The following is an 18,866-nucleotide window of genomic DNA, read 5'->3' as shown; positions in this document are numbered from 1 at the left end:
CGCCATGGGGGCGCCGTTGTACGCGCAGGTCACGGACGTGGCGCTGCATCTGCCCGGCACCAGCCTCACCACGGCCGAGCTGGAGGAGCGGCTCGCCGGCCTCAATCCCGGCGTGCCGATCCCGCGCAAGCTGATCGAGTGCGTCACCGGCGTGAGCAGCCGTCATGTGGCGGACGCGGACCAGCGGGCCCGCGACCTCGCGGTGACGGCGGCCCGCGAGCTGCTGGCACGCACCGGGCACCCGCCGACGGCGCTGGACCTGATCATCTTCGCGGGCGTGTCCCTGGACGCGGTGGAGCCGGCCACCGCGCACATGGTGGCGGCCGAGCTCGGGGCGGGCTGCGCCGCGTTCGACGTGCGCAACGCCTGCAACAGCGTGCTGAACGCGATCGAGCTGGCTGACACGCTGATCACCGCCCGGCGCTACCGTACGGTCCTGGTCGTCTGCGGCGAGGTGGCGACCAGCGCCATCCGCTGGCGCGTGGGCAGCGAGCAGGAGTTCCGGGCCGCCATCCCGTCCTACACGGTGTCGGACTCCGGGGCCGCGCTGCTGCTCGAGGCCGCGGCCGCCCCCGGGATCATGGGGCACCGCTTCTGCGCCGTGCCGGAGTTCTGGCCCGCGGCGGTCATGCCGCTCCGGCGGCTGGAATCAGGCGGGCACGTGACCGGCCCGTTCACCGTCGACGCCGTGGGACTGGCCGTGGCCGTGCACAAGCTCGACCTGGACGTGCTGACGCAACCGCTGCGGGAGAACGGCGTCGGCTGGGACGACCTGGCCGCGATCTGCGTCCACCAGGCGTCGTTGCCGTCGCTGCGCTCGTTCTGCGAGGGCGCGGGCATTCCCCTGGACAAGGTCGTCGTGACCATCGCCGAGCACGGCAACCTCGTCGCCGCCACCCTGCCCGCGCAACTGCACGAGGCGGCGCGGAGCGGGCGGGTGCGGCGCGGCGATCTGGTCGCCCTCGTCGGGGTGGCCAGCGGCCTCAGCGCGGGAACGGTGCTCCTGCGCTGGTGAGCGGCCGGCCGCGCCGCCGTACGTCAGGCCAGGCCGCCCACGGGCTGACCGTGGAAGCGGCCGCCGTAGCAGGTGAGACGGGTCGGGCTGGTGGCGCTCGGCACCACCACGCCCGAGCCGAGCAGGCAGTCGGCCATCGAGACCGCCTGGATCGGGGTCGCGGACGCGGCGGTGGCGCCGGCGAAGGGCAGCGCCACGGCCACCGCGAGGATGCCGAGTGCCATCGTGATCCGCGACATGACGTGCTCCGTTACATAGAGTGACGACCGATGTGTGTGCTAGCTACCGCATCGAGCGGCGTTTGAAACGAGGTCCGGAACGCCACTCCTTCGTGCTGCTTCGGCCGCGCCGACCGATGTGCAGTGAGTGATCGTGATAGTACGGAAAGTGTTGAAGGGTGCCGCGGCCGCATGCGCGGTGCCCGCGAACACGCGTACGTGGCCGGACCATCAGAGGATCGACGTGGACAAGCGCACCCTGCTCCTGCTGACCGTGACCGTCGCGGCCGTCGGCATCCTTCCGGCCACGGCCGAGGCCGCCGAGGCCGGCACGCCGCAGCCCTCCACGCCGCTCACCACGCCGGCGAGCCCGCCGGAGACCACGCCGGAGAGCACGCCTGAGGGCACGCCGCCGGACACGGTGGCCTCTCCGGTGCTGCCGGCGACGCCCGAGGGGCCGCCGCCGGGCGCGGACGCCGCAGGGGACCCGCCGCTCATGAGCTTCTGCGTGACGCTGCAGGGGCAGGCTCTGGTCACGGCCGGGATGACGTTCATGACGGGCGGCGGCGTACAGAACGTCCCGCTCCTGGCGGTGGCCCCGTGCCCGGCCGGCAACACCGCCGCCACCCCCCTCCCGTAGCTCGACCCACCGGCACGGAGAGGTGTGCTCATGCCGCTCGGCACCGTCCGCCGTCGCAGCCGCGACGTCCCCGCACCGGGCACGGCCCGCCGGGGCGGCAGCCGCCGCGGCGCCGTCCTGGCCCGCCTGGGAGCCGCGTCGGCCGCGCACGCCCGGCTGGTCGTGGCGGTATGGCTGGTGCTGGCCGCCGCGGCGGCCGCCCTGGTGCCCGGCCTGCTGCAACGGCTGAGCCCGCCCCCGCTGGAGCTGCGGGGTTCGGTCTCGGCCGAGGCCGCCGCCTTGATCGCCCGCAGCTTCCCGCACCAGGGCGACGAGCAGCTGGTGCTCGCGTTCGACTCCGCGACGCTCCGCTCCCGCGACCCGCGCTACCAGCGGGCGGTGGCGGCGGTGGTGGAGGCGCTGCACGCCCGCCCGGACATCGGCGGCCTGCAGCCGCTTCCCTCGCCCGCCCAGGTCAACCCCCATCACGCGTACGTGATGGCCGGCGTGCACGGCGACGAACGCGCCCGCCAGCGGAACCTGCCCGCCCAGATCGCGACGGCCGCGCGGGCGGCCCGCGACGCCTCCGGCGGGACGGTGACGGTCACGCTGGTGGGCGTGAGCCCGGTGTTCGCCGAGCTGATCCGCGCCGACCTGGACGACCTGCGCCGGATGGAGCTGGTGACGGTTCCGCTGATCCTGCTCCTGCTCGTCGCGGGACTCGGGGCGGCCGGGGCCGTGGCCGTGCCGCTGCTCGTGGCGGGCGGCGCCGGGCTGCTCAGCCTGGGCGTGCTGGCGCTGGGCGGCGCCGCCATCGGGATCGACTCGACGCTGCTGACCGCGACCGTGACGATCTGCCTGGCCCTGGGGCTGGACTACTGCCTGCTCATCCTGCTGCGCTACCGCCAGGGCCGCCGGGAGGGCGGCGGGCCGCGCGAGGCCGCCGCTCACGCCGTCGCCACGGCTGGCAGCACCGTCTGCTGGTGCGCGACGATCATCATGATCACCGCCGCCTGCATGCTGATCATCCCCGCGCCGGCGGTGCTCAGCATGGCGCTGGCGGCCGTGCTGGCCGCGTTCCTCACGCTCACGGCGGCCCTGACCCTGGCTCCCGCGCTGCTGGTGCTCCTCGACCGGCGACTGGAGCCGACGAGGCGGCTCTGGCGGCGTGCCCGGCGGGACGACCGCCCGCCCGCCTGGCTGCGCATGGCCGGGCACCTCATGCGCCGCCCCGGCCGGTACGCGCTCGCCGCCACCCTCCTCCTGCTGCTGGCCGCCGTCCCCGCGCTGGACCTGCGCCTGGGCCTGCATTTCGACCGCCACACCCTGGCCAGGACCGACGTGGGCCGCGGGCTCGCCCAGATGGAGGACGACCACCTCGCCAACCTGACCCTGCTGGCCCTGCCCCACGCCCCCGGCGCGGGCCCGGTCGATCCCAGCGCGCTCACCGCCGCCCTCGAACGCGATCCGCGCGTGACGATGACCGGCGCCATCGACAACGGCCGGGACCTGACGCTCGTCACCATCGCCGGGCGCGGCGCCCCCGACGGCACCGACGCCGCCGACCTGGTGCGCGACATCGGCCGGACGGCCCAGGAGTCGCTGCCCGCCGGCCAGCGGGTGCTCATGACGGGGGCGGCGGCCATGCTGGCCGAGGTCTACGACGAGATGCGCGGCCGCGCGTGGCAGGTGATCGCGCTGGTGCTGCTGGCGTCGTTCGTCCTGCTGCTGATCACTTTCCGCAGCCTGCTGATCCCGCTGAAGGCGATCGCCATGAACCTGCTGTCCGTGGGAGCCACCCTCGGCCTGGTCACCCTGTGCTTCCAGGGCACGGGCTCCACCGGTGACATCAACGCGGCGGTGCCGCTGCTGGCCCTGACCGTCGTGTTCGGCCTGTCCATGGACTACGAGGTGTTCCTGGTGCACCGCATCGCCGAGCGCTACCGGCGCACCGGTGACAACACCGCCGCCGTGCTGCACGGCCTGCGGCACACCGCCCGGCCCATCACGCTCGCCGCCGCCATCATCGCCGTCACCTTCGCGGGCCTGCTGTTCACCCACCGGCACGACTTCCAGCAGGCGGGATTCGCCGTGGCCGTCGCGATCATCATCGACGCCACGCTCATCCGCATGGTCCTCGTCCCCGCGCTGATGCGCCTGCTCGGCCACCGCAACTGGTGGCTTCCCCGGCCGCTGGCCCGGCTGCTGCCGCCCCTGAGGCCGGTTGACGGCCCGCCGACCGGCTGACGCGCCCGCGCGGCTGGCGAGGTACCGGCACCTGTCGTGCTATTTCTGTAACTGATCAGTTACTCACTGCCAGGAGATGAGATGTTCACCCTGCCCGCCAGCGGACGGATCCGCAGCACGACCCTCCCGGCCGCCGCCGCCGTCGTGTCCCTGCTCGCCGCCACGCCCCAGGTCGCCGCCCACACCGGCCAGAAGCTGGTGACCTGCACGGTCAGCACCACCCCCGGCCGGCCGATCACTCTCGACCCGCCCGTCAGCATGACCGTGCGCCGCATCACCGCCCGCGCCACGCTGGCGCTGACCCACTGCACCTCGCCCAACGGCGCCCACGCCCGGCTGCGCTCGGGCTGGCTGACCGCCCACGGCACCGGCCTGGGCTCGTGCACCAACGTCGACGACATCAGCGCCACCGGCCGGATCACCTGGTACGACGCCGACAAGCGGCCCGCCGGCACCTCCGTGATCAAGCCTGATCACTCCGCCATCGAGGCGGCCAGGAGCGTCAAGAGCTACAACCCCGGCGACATGCTGCTCGGCGGCAAGGTGACCAAGGGACGGCTGGCCGGGGCGTCCGTGGCGGGCAGCGCCATCCCCACCTCCGACATCACCACGTGCACCACCACCGGCATCGCCGCCGTGACCGGCACCGGCAAGATCTCCTTCATCGCCTGACGGCGGCCCCGCCCACCGGTGAGCCAGGACTGCCGCCCACGCCGACGGCGGCAGCCAGCTCCGCCACCGCCGCGTCCAGCAGCCCGGCCAGGCGCTCCGTCCCCCCGAGCGAGCGCGACCAGAGGCCGGAGAACACCACCGACCCGCCGCCGTGCACGATCACTATCACGCCGCCGCCGAAGTCCAGCGTCGGGGGCACCGCGAAACACCGGTCGACCGGCAGGCTGTCACCGGCGGCTATGGCGCTCACCACCAGCCCTCCGGCGGCGCCCCGCAACAGCAGGCGCTCCATCGCCCGGGAGCCGATCACCGCGCCCGCCCCCCAGGCCAGCAGGGGAGAACGCAGCAGGTAGCGGTCGTGGCGATACCTCGACAGCCGCTCGAAGCCGGTCTCCGCCATGACGCGGCGCAGGCGTCCCCGGGGGCAGGGTTCCCCGCAGGGCAGGACGACCGGCACGCTGATGCAGCCGTTCCCCAGGCCGCCGTCGTGCAGCCGGCCGCTCAGGTTGAGCGGGAAGGAGATCGTGAGCCCCCGGCGGGCCGGCCGGCCGCGCTCCCAGTGACGCGGATTCCACGAGCGCAGCGCGCCTGTCAGGACGGCCAGGGCCACCTGGGTGATGCTCGCGCCTGTCTCGGCCGCGATGGCGGTCAGCGGCGCGGCGTCGCAGTGGTGGACCCGCAGCCGGGTGCCGCCGTCGGCCGTGGTGGCCGGCGGGCGCAGCCGGGCCGACCGCCCCGCCAGCCGCGCCCCGGTGGTCATCAGGCGCAGCCACCGGCCCGCCGCCGGTTTCGCGGGTGCCCGCGATACCGGCGTGGACAACGGCTTGCCGAGGAGAACGGCGTTGATCGTCCGCGCGGCGCCCACCCCGTCCTGGAAGCCGTGATGCACCCGGTAACACAGCACGTGCTCGTCGTCGCGATGCCCGTGGATCACCATCAGCGTCCACAGCGGCCGCCGAGGATGCAGGGGCAGCTCGCGCACGGCGTCGATCACCGCCTGCCGCACGTCCGTGCCCGGGGGCACCCGGCGGTGCGCCACGTGGTGCGCCGGGTCGAAGGCGAGGTCAGGCTCCCAGCGGGCGTGCCGCCCGGCGCCGGTCAGCCGGTAGGTGAGCACCGGGGCCCGGGCGGCCGTCCCGGCGGCCAGCCGACGCAGCTGCGGGGCGGACGGAACGGGACCCGGCAGGCGCGCCGCCAGCGCGATGTGCAGCAGCGGATCGCGGTCCGTGCCGAGCCAGGACAGGAACGCCAGGTCACCCCCGTCCAGCGGGACCGGCGCGCCGGGCCGCCGCTCCGCCGGGGCGTCAGGGAGCCGGGGCCGGCTGCGCACGGTGGGCCAGCTCCGCGGCCTCGGCGAGGGTCATCGACATCCGGAAGTCGAACAGGTCGACGTGCAGCTCGTGCCGGCCGAGCGCGGTGTGCAGCTCGATCAGGGCCATGCTGTCGGCCTGGAGATCGTCGAAGGCGGTGTCCGGGGTCACGTCGGCGAGGTCGAGCGCGAAGATCTCAGCGCAGTACCGGCGGATGAGGAGCAGGATCTCTTCTTTCGGCACGGGTCGTCACCTTTCCGTTGATCTTCAGGTCTTCAGCATCTCGCGGACGCCCGCGGGCCGTGCCGTCCCGGCCCCGCGTGTCCGGTCAAGAACGGTTGTTGCCTTGGGAAGCCAGCAGCGGCCCCAACCGGGCGGCCTCGTCATCGCCGACGCGCAGCCGCCGGGCGTCGGGACTGGACACGGCGGCGACGGCCACGTCCGCCGCCATCATCCGCTCGGCCAGTGTCAGCGCCGCCTCCGACGGCATGGGCGCGAAGCCGTACGCGCTGAGCAGCGGCACCGCGCCGTGGCGGGCCACGAAGCCGGTGTCCGCGATCGTGCCCCACGCGGTGGCGTGGCCGGGAAGCCCGAGGTGGCGGCGCCGTCGGATCAGCGCCTCCACGAACACGTTGCCCGCCGCGTACGCCGCCTGCCGCGCCCCGCCGTAGGTGCCGCTGATGGAGGAGAACAGCCAGACCAGGTCCAGGTCCCGGCCCTCCAGCAGCCGATGGAGCACCAGCGCGCCGGCCATCTTGCAGCCGAGCACGTCGGTCACGTGCCGGGCGGTCAGCTGCCGCACCTCGCTCAGGGTGGGCGTCATGGCGGCGTGCACGACGCCGCGCAGCGGATGCTCGCCCGCGTCGACGCTCTTCAGCACCGCCGCCATCGCGGCCAGGTCGGTGACGTCGGCGGCGTGCACGCTCACCCGCGCCCCCAGGGCGCGCAGCCCGGCCGCGACGGCGGCGGCCTCGGGCGCCGCCTCGCCCCGGCGGGAGACCAGCGCGAGCCGGCGGGCGCCGCGCTCGGCCAACCGGCGCGCGGCGGCGGCGCCGAACCCGCCCACGCCCCCGATCACGAGATAGGCGCCCTGCGGGTCCGGGCGCAGCTCCACGGCCCGCGGCCGGGCCGGGACCGGCCCGTCCAGCGGGTCGAACGACAGTGCCACCGCCGCCGCGCACCGCTCCGCCCACACCTCACCCACCCGGGCGGCGGGATGGACGTGGTACGGCGGCGCCGGGTCCAGGCCGTCCCGTGCGGCGTCCATGACCTCGTGGAACAGCCGGGGATCGGGCGGGCCGGCGGCGTCGAGGCAGGCGTGCCGCCCGGCCGGGGCGAGCATCGCGCGCCAGCTCTCCGGCACGGCTCCGGCCAGCACGTCGGCACCGCGCCCGCCGGTGAGGGCCAGCACCCGCGCGACCACGTCCGGATCGGCGGCGTCCACGACCTCATGGGAGCCGAGCCGGTCCAGCAGGTCCCGCTGCCCCGGATGCCGCGCGAGCGCGACGACTCGGGCGCCCTGCCGGAGAGCCAGGTGCAACGCCGCGAGGCCGGTGGCGGTGGCGTCGTGCAGCACCAGCGTGCGGCCCGCCGACAGCCCCGCCGCCGCCAGCGCCCGGCGCGCCCGCATCGCCGGCCCCGGCCTGACGGCGGCCTCGGCGAAGCCCATGCCGGCGGGAATCTCCCGCACCAGCCGGGCGGTGGTGCTCAGGTGGGAGCCGGGCGCGCCGCCGCCCACCCCCACGACCCGGTCGCCGACGGCGACCTCGCCCACCCCCCGCCCCACCGCCGTGATCCGGCCCGCGCACGTCCACCAGGCGTCCGGCCCGCTCCACGAGACGGCCCGAGCCTCGATGACGACCGCGCCGGGGCCGGGCGGACCCGCCGGCTCGGCCCGTGTCCAGTACGGCGTCCGGTCCAGGTCGCCGAAGGCCAGGACGCAGGGGCCCGTTCCCGCGTCGAGGGGCTCGTACGGCATCTCCCGCACGACGAAGCGGCCCCGGCGGGTGAGCGCGACCTCGCCCTCGCCCGGTGGGGACAGCAGCTCGCGGGCCAGCCGCCGGGCGTCGGCCGCGAGGTCGCCGGTGCGGTGCAGGCTGATGCGCGGCACCCGTAGCCGGGCGTCCTCACCGGCCAGCGCCCGGGCGGCGCCCCACAGCACCGCGTCGGCGGGGACCAGCGGCTCCTCCGGCGCGGGCAGCGCGCCGCTCGGGCGGGTCACCACGGACAACGACCGTTTCAGTCCGGCGGGAAGGTCGTCGCAGGCGAGGGCGATCGCCTTGAGCACCAGCATCCGTTCGACGGCCTCGTCCAGCCGCAGGCGCGGCTCGTCGTCGCTCCCTGCGCCGCCGGTGCGCTCGGCCGCGACGAGGACGACGCCCACCGCGCCGGTGGGCGGCCCGGAGGCCAGCAGCGTCCGCCAGCGGCCGGGATCGGGCGTGCTCAGCACGGCCACGGCGCCGCCCTGTCCCGCCGCCTGCCCGCCGGCGGTCAGCAGGCGGGCCACCGCCTGCGCGAACGGCAGCTCACCGGCGTCCTCGGCGGCGACGATCCACCGCGTCCCGGACGGCGGCGGCGCCGCCCCGGCGCGCGGCCGGCTTCGGGGGAGTGGGCGGGCGGCCAGCGTGATCGACAGATCGTCGCGGGCGGGACCGCTGTCGTCGCCGGTCTGCACGACGCCCGTGAAGCCGCACGCGCCGAGCAGCGGCGGCCACTGCTCGCGCGCGAGCAGCAGGCTGTCGGGCCGCAGCCGGTGGTCCGCCATGGGCCAGAAGCTGTCCAGCGCGCCGAAGATGCCGATCATCAGGCGCGGGTCGTGCGTCTCGACGGCCAGGAGGTGCCCGCCGGGCGCTAGCAGGCGGCGCACCCGTTCCAGGGCGGCGCGCACATCGCGGGCGGTGTGCAGGGCGTTGGCGGCGATCACCACGTCGTACGCGTCTTCGGGGAAGCCCTGAGCGGCGGGGTCCTCGTCGAGGTCGAGCCGCCGGTAGTCGACGAAGTCGTAGCCGGCGAACCGGCGGCGGGCGGTGGCGTGGAACAGCGGCCACACGTCGGTGAAGGTGTAGCGGGTCAGGTGCGGCGGCAGCAGCGGCAGCAGCGCGGCGGTGGTGCCGCCGGTGCCCGCGCCCACCTCCAGCACGCGCAACGGCCGGTCGTCCGGCAGGGCCGCGACGATGCGGCCGAGGAGCGCCCGCGCCACCTGGTTGGCGAACCGGCTGAGCGGGGCGGTGTCGTAGAGCTGCCGCAGCAGTTCGCCGCCGCCGCCGCGGCTCAGCACCTCGCGCGGGTCGCGTTCGCCGCGCAGCACGTCAGGCAGCTCCCGGCACATCCGGCTGACCAGCAGCACCTCGGTGGAGAAGGCCGGATGGTCGCGCAGCAGGTCCCGGGCGAGGTCGCCGGGGTCGGCCGGGACGCCGAGCCGCCACCGCCCGCCGGGACACGCCCGTGCCAGGCCGTCCGTCTCCAGCATGGCCAGCGCGGTGTTGACCAGCCGGACGTGCCGGGGCAGCATCCCGGCGGCGACCAGGTCGTCCACGGCGAACGGCTCGCCCTGCCGCCCGGCCAGCGCGGCCAGCGCGGCGGCGAGGTGGTCCGCGACAGCGCGGAAGGCGCGCGGCCGGAACCGGTCATAACGCGAGTCCTGCCACGACCGGCGCGCCCGGTCGAGGTCGTCGCCCGCCTCCTCCAGGATCACCCGCGGGGAGGGCAGCGGGCACGCCCCGTCCCCGCCCACGGGGTCCGGAGCCGCACGCAACTGGGTGTGATGCCGCAGGATCGGCACCTGGTCATGATCCGATGGGCGTCGCACGCGGCTACTGTGAGTGACGGGGTTGCGGCATTCAAGGCGCAACACCGGCCCGGGGAGTCATTGCCTGTTCTGATCCACTTCTTGCCCGGACGTGGCGCGTCGCGCGCCGATCTCCCGGCCTCCGATGAGCGAGGCTGATCGGCAGGACCACCGATCAAGGGGGAGGCTCGATGACGTCGCGGGCGCGGATAGCGGTGACGGGGCTGGGCGTGCGCACCGCCGCCGGACCCCACCCCAAACACCTGTGGGACGCGCTGATCAGCGGGCGCTCCACAGCGCGGCGCATCACCTCCTTCGACACCACCGGCCTCGGCGTCGACGTCGCCTGCCAGGTCGGCGACCTCGACACCGCGCCGTACCTGACTCCCCGGCAGGCCCGCCACCTCGACCGGGTGAGCAAGCTGGCCGTCTGCGCGGCCGCCGACGCGTTCGACGACGCCTTCGGGGCCGGCGACGCCATCCGGACGCCACCGGAGCGGCGGGCCGTCGTGACCGGCATCGGGTTCTGCGGGGTCGAGACCTACGAGGACGGCATGCTCGACGTCCGCCACCCGGGGCGCGGGAACCCCGGCCCTCTCCACGTCCTGAAGATCATGAGCAACGCGCCCGCCTCGGCCATCGGCCTGCGTCACCGTATCCACGGGCCCAGCATGTCCGTGACCACCGCCTGCGCCTCCGGCGCGCACGCGATCGGGGAGGCCGTACGGCTGCTGCGCGACGGCTCCGCCGACCTCGTCGTCGCCGGCGGGGCGGAAGCCTGCGTCACCCCGACCATCCTGCAGGCGTTCGACCAGTGCCGGACCCTGTCGCGCCACACCGCCGAGCCCCAGCGGGCCTGCCGGCCGTTCGACGCCGGACGCGACGGCTTCGTGCTGGCCGAAGGCGCCGCGTTCCTGATCCTGGAGACGCTCGACGGCGCCCGCGCCCGTGGCGCGCACGTGCACGCCGAGCTCGCCGGCTACGGGCGCACCAACGACGCCCACCACCTGCTCGCCCCGGCCCCCGAGGGCGAAGGCGCCTACCGGTGCATGCGCGCGGCCCTCAGTGACGCTGGGCTGTCGCCCGGCCAGGTCTCCCACGTCAACGCGCACGGGACCGGCACCCAGCTCAACGACCTGACCGAGGCGCAGGCCATCACCCGCCTGTTCGGGCCGCACGCGGTGCCCGTCACCGCCGTCAAGGCGGTGACCGGCCACGCGCTCGGAGCGGCGGGCGCCATCGAAGCGGTCGCCGCCGTGCTGACGCTCGCCCACGGGACCGTCCCGCCGACGGCCAACCTCGGCACGCTCGACCCGCGCTGCGAGGTCGACGTGGTGCGCGAGGCCCGGCCGCTGCCGGCGGGAGCGGTGCTGTCGAACTCGTTCGGGTTCGGCGGCCACAACGCCACCTTGATCATCGCTCCCGTGACCTGAGGACGCCGAGCCATGCCCACGACCGCAGATCATCAGCCCGCGACCGCCGCACGGACCACGGCGGTGCCGCTGACGGTCAACGACCGCTTCCTGCTCCGGCTGGCCGACGAGGCGGACCCGGACAGGGACGCCGACCTGCACCTGGGCGTCGCCGTGCGCCTCCCGGGACCGCCGCCCTCCGGCCACCGCTTGCACCGCCTGATCGGCGACGCCGCCGTCCGGGCCCGCGCGCTGACCTACCGGCTGACGGGAACGGGCCGGCGGGTGCGCTGGGAGCCCGACCCCGCGTTCGACCCCGCCCACCACGTACAGCACCACCACGCCGCGCCCGGCCAGGACCCGTGCCAGGCGGTCGGCCAGGCGTTGCGCGAGCACCCCCTGCCCCGGTCCAGACCGCTGTGGAGCCTCGTGGTCGTCGAGGGTCACGCCGCCGACGAGCACCTGCTGTGCTACCGGGCCCACCACGTCTTCCAGGACGGGCTCGCCGCCGCCCGCACGATCAGCGCGCTCGCCCTGGGCGGCACGCTGCCACCGCCCGCAGCCGCGCCGGGCGGCGGTCGTGGGCGCCCCGGCGGCGCCGCCCTGCGTCAGGCCATCGGCGACATCGCCCGCTTCGCCGCCGCCACCGAGCCCTGGCACCCGCCGGCGACGGACGCCCCCGCCACCCGGCACCTCGGCTCCGTCAGCCTCGACGCCGGCGCGTTCCGCGACATCGCCCGCTCGACAGGGACCAGCTTCGCCCAGATCGCCGCGGCGGTCCTGGCCGGCGTCGTCAAGGAGTGGACGGAGGCCGGCCCACTCCCGCCCGAGCCGCGTCGCCCCCTCGGGCAGCCGGTGCTCTCCTTCCCGGTCGGACGGCGCGATCGCCGCCGCGACGACGGCCTGGGCAACCACGCCGTCCTCATGCCCATCCGGCTGCCGAGCGCCGAACCCACCCCCCGTACCCGCCTGCGAGCCGTCGCCGAGCAGACCGGTCTCGCCGAACTCGCCCGCCACCGGCGCGGCCCGCACGCCCCCGCGATGTCCGCCACGCTCAGCCACGTCCTGGCCCGCCTGGCCGCCGCCGCCGCGCGCCGCCCGCTGCGTGACAGCCTCGGCCTGACGCTCCTCCACGGCGCCGCCGCGCTTCCGCCTGCCCACGAGATCTTCGCCGTGCCCTCGCTGCTGCCCGGCGCGGGAGGCCAGGTCGCCGTCCTGCCCGGCCGGCGGACGGTCTCGTTCTCGTACGCCTTCGACGCCCGCCTGCCCGGCCTCGGTCACCTGCCCGCCCTGGTGCGCCAGGCCCTGGCCGACCTGCACGCCGACGTCGTCCCCCCGCGCTCCTGACACGAGCGACCACGCCGATCACCGATCAAGGAGAACGCGTATGGAGCTGTCCGGGACGACCGCCCTGATCACCGGAGCAAGCGGCGGCCTCGGCCAGGCCATCGCCCACGCGCTGGCCCGCCACGGCGTCCGCGTGATCCTCACCGGCCGCGACACCGCCGTCCTGACAGCCCTGGCCGGCCGGCTGGGCGGGCGCGCCATCGCCGCCGACCTCACCGACCACGCCAGCCTCACCGCCCTGATGCGGCAGGCCGGTCCCGTCGACATCCTCGTGGCCAACGCCGGCGTCATCGCCCCCGCCGCGATCACCGACCACACCACCGGCGACATCGACACCTACCTCGCGCTCAACCTGCGCGCCCCCATCGTCATGGCGCGCACGGCCGCCGAACACATGATCGCCAACGGGCGCGGCCACATCGTCCTCATGAGCTCGCTCGGCGGCAAGATCTCACACGCCCGGTGCGCCCTCTACAACGCCACCAAGTACGGGCTGCGCGGGTTCGGGCACGCGGCCCGGGCCGATCTGGCGCCGCACGGCGTCGGCGTCTCGGTCATCTGCCCCGGACTGATCAGGAACGCCGGCATGCTCACCCGCGCACCGGCGCCCCTGCCCTCCTGGATCGCCGCGATCGGCACGCGGACGCCGCAGCAGGTGGCGCGGGCCGTCTGCCGCGCCATCCGCACCAACGCCGCCGAGGCCGACGTGGCGCCCCTGCTGATCCGCCTGGTGGCGCACCTGGGCGGCCTGTCCCCGGCACTCGGCGCCCACCTGCAGCGCCTCGGCCGGGCCGACTCCTACGCCGACACCGTCGCGAGAAGCCTGGCCGCCACCGGCGCCTCGCGATTCCTCTGAACGGCCGGCGAGGTCCGCGTCCGTGTCACGGCCGGTGAGCCGCGGGTCAGGTCAGAGTGTCTTCGACCTTGATCTGGCCGTTCTGGATGACCCACTTCTGGTTGGGGTGGTTGAGGCAGGTCCAGAGGCGGACGTTGGTGTTGTCGGCGCGGCTGTTGGTGGCGTCGAGGCAGACTTCGCGTCCGGTGCCGACGGTGTCCTCGACCTTGATCTGGCCGTTCTGGACGACCCACTTCTGGTTGGGGTGGTTGAGGCAGGTCCAGAGGCGGACGTTGGTGTTGTCGGCGCGGCTGTTGGTGGCGTCGAGGCAGACTTCGCGTCCGGTGCCGACGGTGTCCTCGACCTTGATCTGGCCGCCCCGGATGACCCACTTCTGGTTGGGGTGGTTGAGGCAGGTCCAGAGGCGGACGTTGGTGTTGTCGGCCCGGCTGTTGGTGGCGTCCAGGCACACCTGGCGGGGTGCGGCCGAGGCGGCCGGGGCGGTGGTGACGGTGAAGGTCAGGGCCACCGTGGCGACCGCGGACGTGGCCAGCAGGCGGGCGAGGGGACTGACGGGCATGAGGATTCCTCCATCGGGGGGTTACGCCAAGGCAGGACGCCGGTGGCGGACGGGAAAAACGCATACCGAAAGTAGTGGATCAGTCTCGGAGAGTGATATGCCGGAGCGGTGACGCCTACCTGTCCGTCCACGTCCCGTCATCCGGCCGAGCCGCACGTACGAACCAGAGCTGTGACATATCACGGAGAAAGCCGCTTATGGGATCTGATGATGCAGGAAGCGCAGATGCAGAACCTGATCGACACATTGGCGGCGCATGAGACAACACGGCAGGCCGAAGACCACGACGCCCGGAACGGGGACGACTCTCGGAATTGACAGCTCCGACACCCCGCGACGCCGAATGGTGTGCGGGATCGGCCGCCAGAACCGTTGCCGGCGCGTTACCTTGTCCGCACAGACAGCCGACCCGCGAGGAGGCCGTTCTCGTGCCGGAGAGCGACGACAAGGGGCCGGGGAAACTCGCCAAGGTGATGCTGTGGATCGGCGCGCTGCTCACCGCGGTCGTCACCGCCTGGCTGACCGACGCGTTCAGCCTCTTGCTGCGGCCGGCCGACCTGGTGAGCGCGGCCAGACCACCGCTGCTGGTCACCGTCCTGCCCGGCACCGGTGCCGAACAGGACCTGGCCGTCGCCTCCCGGCCCACCGCGCCCCGTGACCGCGCGGTGTTCCTGAGCGGGCGCTTCGGCGACCGGGCGTTCGACGACGTGGTGGCCACCCTGAAGGGCGCGTGGGTGGGGGAGAAGGAGATGCGGGTGGTCTTCGAGTCCCAGCGTGACCTCGTCCGCGTCACCGATGTGCGGGTCAAGGAGGTCGCCCCCAGGCAGCCGATCGTCACCGGCGCCTTCGTCGAGCACCCACGGCAAGGCGGGCCGGGGAACCCGCAGCTCACCGTCTCCCTCGACGCGCGGGACGCGTACTTCACCCAGGTGGGCGAGCCCGGCCGCCCCTACTTCGGACCCCACAGCCTGTCCCTGAAACGAGGTGACCAGGCCGAGCTCGGCCTGGAGATCAGGGCGCGCGAGCACAGCCACACCTTCGTGCTGGAGGTCGAGTACGTCGCGGCGGGGACCGGGAAGGCGGAGACCATCACCGTGAAGGACCCTGCCGGCCGGCCCTTCCGGGTCACCGGCGCCCCCACGGCCTACACCGCTTACAGGACGGTCTACCGCAACACCGGCGCCGGGCTGAAGGTCGTCACCGGGCGGGCCGCCTGCCGCCTCTTCCTGCCGGGGCGGGCATGCACGTCCGCGCGCTGATCGCCGCCCTGCTCGTCCTCGCCTGCGCCGCCGGAAGCGGGAACGCCCGGCAGGCGCGTCCCGCGTTCACCGCCGCCTGGAGCGCCGACCTGGGCGAGATCGGCGTGCACGGCATCAACCTCGACGTGGCTGTGGCCACGGTCGGCGGCCGGCCCCTGGTGGCGCTGCCGTCGACGCGGCCGGCCGCGATCCGGGTCCACGACGCGCAGACGGGCGCGATCCTGAGGACCTTTCCGCTCGCCCGGCCGTACCACCCGCTGGACGACCACATGGGCTTCGTCGGAGAGCTGCTCGCGGTGAGCATCTCCGAGGGGGCCGCGGAGAGGGTCACGGTCGTCGACCCGGTCACCGGCCGGACGCGGTGGACGCGGCTGCTCCCGTCCGCGGACGCGCCGATCCTCGACTACCTGACCAGGACAGCCATCACCCCCACCGGCATCGTGTGGGCGTCGGGCGGCGGCTTGCACGGCCTCGACCCGGCCTCCGGCCGCGACACGTGGACGGTGCCGTGGCCCGACGGGTGCCCCCACTTCCGCCTGCTCGAATCCGAGGTCGCCGTCATCGTCCAGGACTGCCGAGGCCGGTCGCCGGCCCTGCACGGTGTCGACCCGCGCGCCGGACGGCTCACCTGGACTCGTCGCATCCGGGACTCGGGCGAGGAACTCGTACAGATCACGGTCTCCTCCACCCGCCTGATCATCGCGAGGGAGCCCGGGCACGTCACCGTCCTGGACGCGGACGGCCGGCTGGTGGCCCGGTCGCCGATCACGCTCCCGGAGGCCGGGGGGCCGACCGTGATCCACGACGCCGAGCTGACCCTGCTGGTCCGCAGCGTGAACGGACGCCGGGAGACGACCGCGACGCGCACCCGCGACGGGCGGGTGCTCTGGCGCCGGTCGCTCAGGCCGCGCACGTCGCCGGGCACCGCCGAGGGACATCTGGGGAACATCGACCACCTGACGGCCGGCCACGCGATGGGCGCCACGAACACCGAGCTCACCCCCCGCATGATCGAGATCGTCTCGCGGGCGGACGGCGCTCGTGACGTGCTGCCCCTGCCCGTGAGCGAGCGCGCGAGCAGGATCGTCGGCAGCACCTCGCGCGACCTGCTGGTGTTCGAGAAGCACCCCGGCGGCGACCGGGTCACGGCCTACACCTTCCGCGACGGGCCGGGCGCATCCTCGCCGCTGGCGGTGCCGCCGGAGCGCTGGCCTGACGCGTGCGCGCTGCTCGACCCTGCGGTGCTGCCCGGGTACGTGCCGGTTCCGGGCACCGTGGAGCATCTGGGGATCCGCTGGCCCAAGCCGAACGTGTGCGAGTTCCTCCCGCCCGATGACGCGGGTGCGGTGGTGCGGGTGGCGGTCTCCTGGGTCGCCGCGACGGACGCGGACGCGACCCGGCTGGCCCGTACGACCCTCGCCGCGGATCCGGGCGCCCAGCGGCTGGGGGAGGGGGCGTACCTGAGGTCCGACACCGGCACCGACGACCTGCGCACGTTCGCGTGGGTCACCGGCGGGCGAGCGCTGGTGGACGTACGGGCCGCGGGTGACCCGGCGCTGACCCGCCGCGCCGCCCTCGCCGTGGCCTCCTGCCTGAACGCGGTCCGTCCGGGCAGAGCTGGTTGCCCTCCGGGGCGCCCATCACGATGACCCCGCCCCGCACCGGCCGGCCGGCCGGTCACCTTGTTCCTCTATACGCTGCGCCTCCCAGGACTTCTGCTTCCAGACGTTCGCATCCTGGCGTGGTCTCGGTTGCGGTGCAGGTGGCTTGATGTTCACGGTTTATGGCCCGTTCATCGCTGGCGGAGGCGCGGCGGGGCTCCGATCCTGGTGGGACCCACGATGCCGTGGTGAAGGGCCATGTGAAAGAGGAGCAGGATGTCGAACGACCCGCTGGTTGAGACCGGTTCGGACGAGCTGACCCCGGTGGGGGCCGACCTGGACGGCGCCGGTCCGTACGATCTCGGCGTCGACGCGGGCGGACGGCTGCTGGCGGAGACCGCTGCCCTGGTGGCGGGGCACACCGGCGAGGTCGTGCACGGCCCGGTGGCACCGGCGAGCGTGGACACCGAGCGCATCCGTGACTGGCTGGCCGGCTTCGACTTCGCCGAGGCCAAGCCCGCCGACGCGGTGCTCGGCTCGGTCATGTCGGCGCTGCGGAAGTGGACCGTGCACACCACTCACCCGCGCTACTTCGGCCTGTTCAACCCGTCGCCCACCTGGTGGGGCATGGCCGGGGACCTGATCGTCGCGGGAGTGAACCCGCAACTCGCCGCCTACAGCCACGCGCCCGCCGCCACCGAGATGGAGCGGCACGTGCTGCGCCTCCTGGCGAACGGCCTGGGCCTGCCCTCGGACACCGACGGGAGCTTCACCGTCGGCGGGGCCGAGGCGAACCTCACGGCCGTCATCGTCGCGCTCACCCGCCGTTTCCCCGAGTACGGCAGCGCCGGGCTGCTCGGTCTGCCCGGCCGGCCGGTGTTCTACGCCTCGGCGGAGAGCCACCTCGCCTGGCTCAAGATCGCGCACATGACCGGGCTGGGCCGCGACGCCGTCCGCCTGGTGCCGGTGGACGCCGCCCTCAGGATCGACCTTGACCGATTGCGCGAGGCGTACGCGGCGGACGTGGCCGGCGGCAGGATCCCCTTCATGATCGTCGGCACGGCGGGCACGACCGGCGCGGGAGTGCTGGACCCGTTGGGCCCGCTCGCCGACCTGGCCGCGGAATGGGGCCTGCACTTCCACGTGGACGCGGCGTGGGGCGGCGCCGCCGCGCTGTCCGACCGGCTGCGGCCCCTGCTGGCCGGCATCGAACGGGCCGACAGCGTCACGGTCGACGCGCACAAATGGCTGTCCGCCCCGATGGGAGCCGGGGTCTTCCTCACCCGCCATCCGGCGGCGCTCGCCGCGAGCTTCCAGTGCAGCACCGGCTACATGCCGGCCGAGGTCGACGGCACCCACGACCCGTACACCACCAGCGTGCAGTGGTCGCGGCGGTTCATCGGGCTGAAGGTGTTCCTGCACCTGGCCGTGGCCGGGCTGCCGGCCGTCGCCGAGCAACTGGAGCGAGACGTACGGCTCGGCGACCTGCTCGCGCGGCGCCTGGCCGAGCGCGGCTGGCAGCGGATCAACCAGACCCCGCTCCCGCTGGTGTGCGTGGTGGACCCCGAGGCGGACGCGGCGGGGGAGGAGCGCAGCGGCAGATGGCACGCGGAGGTGGCCGGTCACGTGGTGCGCGGCGGCCAGGCGTGGGTGAGCCCGGTCCGGCTCGACGGCCGCAGCGCGATCAGGCTCTGCGTGACCAGCTACCGCACCACGGCGTCGGACCTCGACCGCGTCGTGGCCGCCCTCGACGCGGCCCGCGCCGCGACGAGCCTCACGTAGTCGCCTGCCGTACGAGGCCCGGCTGTGCGATCCCAGCTCCGGTAAATACGTTGCGGGGCCGGAAAGCGGCGGGGCATGCTGGGGCGATCGAGCGGCGGAGAGCGCTGCCTGGACGAAGGAGGGCTGACGGATGGCCATCACTGCGCTGCGGCATGTCCGCATCAGTCCCACCTCTTCGTTCA

The 18,866-nt window shown here is 74.6% G+C and carries 15 protein-coding genes; 10 read left to right on the top strand and 5 right to left on the bottom strand.

Going from position 1 to position 18,866, the window contains the following annotated elements:
• Positions 1-4 precede the first annotated feature (4 nt).
• Positions 5-1,015 (top strand): 3-oxoacyl-ACP synthase III family protein, encoded by a 1,011-nt coding sequence (locus ACWDXC_RS32705; RefSeq protein ID WP_449988315.1) that lies wholly within the window; start codon positions 5-7, stop codon positions 1,013-1,015.
• Positions 1,016-1,038: 23 nt separating this feature from the next.
• Here ACWDXC_RS32705 and ACWDXC_RS32700 read toward each other — a convergent pair whose 3' ends face one another.
• Positions 1,039-1,254, bottom strand: coding sequence for a hypothetical protein (locus ACWDXC_RS32700; RefSeq protein ID WP_449988312.1), 216 nt, complete (start codon positions 1,252-1,254; stop codon positions 1,039-1,041).
• Positions 1,255-1,477: 223 nt separating this feature from the next.
• On the opposite strand from ACWDXC_RS32700, the gene ACWDXC_RS32695 reads away from it, so the two are divergent.
• The 3 genes from ACWDXC_RS32695 to ACWDXC_RS32685 all read left to right on the top strand — a co-directional run bounded on the left by ACWDXC_RS32695 (position 1,478) and on the right by ACWDXC_RS32685 (position 4,771).
• Complete coding sequence (locus ACWDXC_RS32695) at positions 1,478-1,873, top strand: hypothetical protein (RefSeq protein WP_449988309.1); 396 nt, start codon at positions 1,478-1,480, stop codon at positions 1,871-1,873.
• A 30-nt stretch (positions 1,874-1,903) separates the two neighbouring features.
• The gene (locus ACWDXC_RS32690; RefSeq protein WP_449988306.1) at positions 1,904-4,099 is read left to right on the top strand and encodes an MMPL family transporter; all 2,196 of its coding nucleotides are present in this window, start codon (positions 1,904-1,906) and stop codon (positions 4,097-4,099) included.
• 81 nt (positions 4,100-4,180) lie between these two features.
• A complete protein-coding gene (locus tag ACWDXC_RS32685; RefSeq protein WP_449988303.1) occupies positions 4,181-4,771 on the top strand; it encodes a hypothetical protein in 591 nt (196 codons plus the stop codon).
• On the opposite strand, the gene ACWDXC_RS32680 is transcribed toward ACWDXC_RS32685, so the two are convergent.
• From ACWDXC_RS32680 to ACWDXC_RS32670, 3 genes are all read right to left on the bottom strand, one after another.
• A complete protein-coding gene (locus ACWDXC_RS32680) occupies positions 4,761-6,101 on the bottom strand; it encodes a wax ester/triacylglycerol synthase domain-containing protein (RefSeq protein ID WP_449988300.1) in 1,341 nt (446 codons plus the stop codon). The genes ACWDXC_RS32685 and ACWDXC_RS32680 overlap by 11 nt on opposite strands.
• On the bottom strand, positions 6,076-6,324 hold the full coding sequence (locus ACWDXC_RS32675) for an acyl carrier protein (protein ID WP_219517033.1): 249 nt from the start codon (positions 6,322-6,324) through the stop codon (positions 6,076-6,078). The genes ACWDXC_RS32680 and ACWDXC_RS32675 overlap by 26 nt, the downstream gene beginning before the upstream one ends.
• An 85-nt stretch (positions 6,325-6,409) precedes the next feature.
• Positions 6,410-9,889: an SDR family NAD(P)-dependent oxidoreductase gene (locus ACWDXC_RS32670; protein ID WP_449988297.1), complete on the bottom strand. Its 3,480-nt coding sequence runs from the start codon at positions 9,887-9,889 to the stop codon at positions 6,410-6,412.
• A 170-nt stretch (positions 9,890-10,059) separates the two neighbouring features.
• Here ACWDXC_RS32670 and ACWDXC_RS32665 point away from each other — a divergent pair, with 170 nt between their 5' ends.
• From ACWDXC_RS32665 to ACWDXC_RS32655, 3 genes are read left to right on the top strand one after another with little or no spacing between them, the layout of a single operon-like run.
• Positions 10,060-11,301 carry a beta-ketoacyl-[acyl-carrier-protein] synthase family protein gene (locus ACWDXC_RS32665; RefSeq protein ID WP_449988294.1) on the top strand — a complete coding sequence of 414 codons (1,242 nt, stop codon included), beginning with the start codon at positions 10,060-10,062 and terminating at the stop codon, positions 11,299-11,301.
• A 12-nt stretch (positions 11,302-11,313) separates the two neighbouring features.
• On the top strand, positions 11,314-12,627 hold the full coding sequence (locus ACWDXC_RS32660; RefSeq protein WP_449988291.1) for a wax ester/triacylglycerol synthase domain-containing protein: 1,314 nt from the start codon (positions 11,314-11,316) through the stop codon (positions 12,625-12,627).
• Between the two features lie 40 nt (positions 12,628-12,667).
• On the top strand, positions 12,668-13,483 hold the full coding sequence (locus tag ACWDXC_RS32655) for an SDR family NAD(P)-dependent oxidoreductase (RefSeq protein WP_449988288.1): 816 nt from the start codon (positions 12,668-12,670) through the stop codon (positions 13,481-13,483).
• A 46-nt stretch (positions 13,484-13,529) separates the two neighbouring features.
• Here ACWDXC_RS32655 and ACWDXC_RS32650 read toward each other — a convergent pair whose 3' ends face one another.
• Positions 13,530-14,042, bottom strand: coding sequence for an RICIN domain-containing protein (locus ACWDXC_RS32650; RefSeq protein WP_449988285.1), 513 nt, complete (start codon positions 14,040-14,042; stop codon positions 13,530-13,532).
• A 428-nt stretch (positions 14,043-14,470) separates the two neighbouring features.
• Here ACWDXC_RS32650 and ACWDXC_RS32645 point away from each other — a divergent pair, with 428 nt between their 5' ends.
• The 3 genes from ACWDXC_RS32645 (at position 14,471) to ACWDXC_RS32635 (ending at position 18,684) form a co-directional block, all read left to right on the top strand.
• A complete protein-coding gene (locus tag ACWDXC_RS32645; RefSeq protein ID WP_449988284.1) occupies positions 14,471-15,301 on the top strand; it encodes a hypothetical protein in 831 nt (276 codons plus the stop codon).
• On the top strand, positions 15,283-16,950 hold the full coding sequence (locus tag ACWDXC_RS32640; protein WP_449988281.1) for an outer membrane protein assembly factor BamB family protein: 1,668 nt from the start codon (positions 15,283-15,285) through the stop codon (positions 16,948-16,950). The genes ACWDXC_RS32645 and ACWDXC_RS32640 overlap by 19 nt, the downstream gene beginning before the upstream one ends.
• A gap of 228 nt (positions 16,951-17,178) precedes the next feature.
• On the top strand, positions 17,179-18,684 hold the full coding sequence (locus ACWDXC_RS32635; protein ID WP_449988279.1) for a pyridoxal phosphate-dependent decarboxylase family protein: 1,506 nt from the start codon (positions 17,179-17,181) through the stop codon (positions 18,682-18,684).
• Positions 18,685-18,866 lie beyond the last annotated feature (182 nt).

This window comes from Nonomuraea sp. NPDC003214 (assembly GCF_053590035.1).
The sequence above is the reverse complement of the archived record's forward strand: the minus strand, read 5'-3'. Positions and strand labels throughout refer to the sequence as shown.

Coding starts and splice junctions, on each gene's coding strand:
- ACWDXC_RS32705 (WP_449988315.1), top strand. CDS start 5: ATGGGGGCGCCGTTGTACGCGCAGGTCACGGACGTGGCGCTGCATCTG.
- ACWDXC_RS32700 (WP_449988312.1), bottom strand. CDS start 1,254: ATGTCGCGGATCACGATGGCACTCGGCATCCTCGCGGTGGCCGTGGCG.
- ACWDXC_RS32690 (WP_449988306.1), top strand. CDS start 1,904: ATGCCGCTCGGCACCGTCCGCCGTCGCAGCCGCGACGTCCCCGCACCG.
- ACWDXC_RS32685 (WP_449988303.1), top strand. CDS start 4,181: ATGTTCACCCTGCCCGCCAGCGGACGGATCCGCAGCACGACCCTCCCG.
- ACWDXC_RS32665 (WP_449988294.1), top strand. CDS start 10,060: ATGACGTCGCGGGCGCGGATAGCGGTGACGGGGCTGGGCGTGCGCACC.
- ACWDXC_RS32660 (WP_449988291.1), top strand. CDS start 11,314: ATGCCCACGACCGCAGATCATCAGCCCGCGACCGCCGCACGGACCACG.
- ACWDXC_RS32655 (WP_449988288.1), top strand. CDS start 12,668: ATGGAGCTGTCCGGGACGACCGCCCTGATCACCGGAGCAAGCGGCGGC.
- ACWDXC_RS32650 (WP_449988285.1), bottom strand. CDS start 14,042: ATGCCCGTCAGTCCCCTCGCCCGCCTGCTGGCCACGTCCGCGGTCGCC.
- ACWDXC_RS32640 (WP_449988281.1), top strand. CDS start 15,283: ATGCACGTCCGCGCGCTGATCGCCGCCCTGCTCGTCCTCGCCTGCGCC.
- ACWDXC_RS32635 (WP_449988279.1), top strand. CDS start 17,179: ATGTCGAACGACCCGCTGGTTGAGACCGGTTCGGACGAGCTGACCCCG.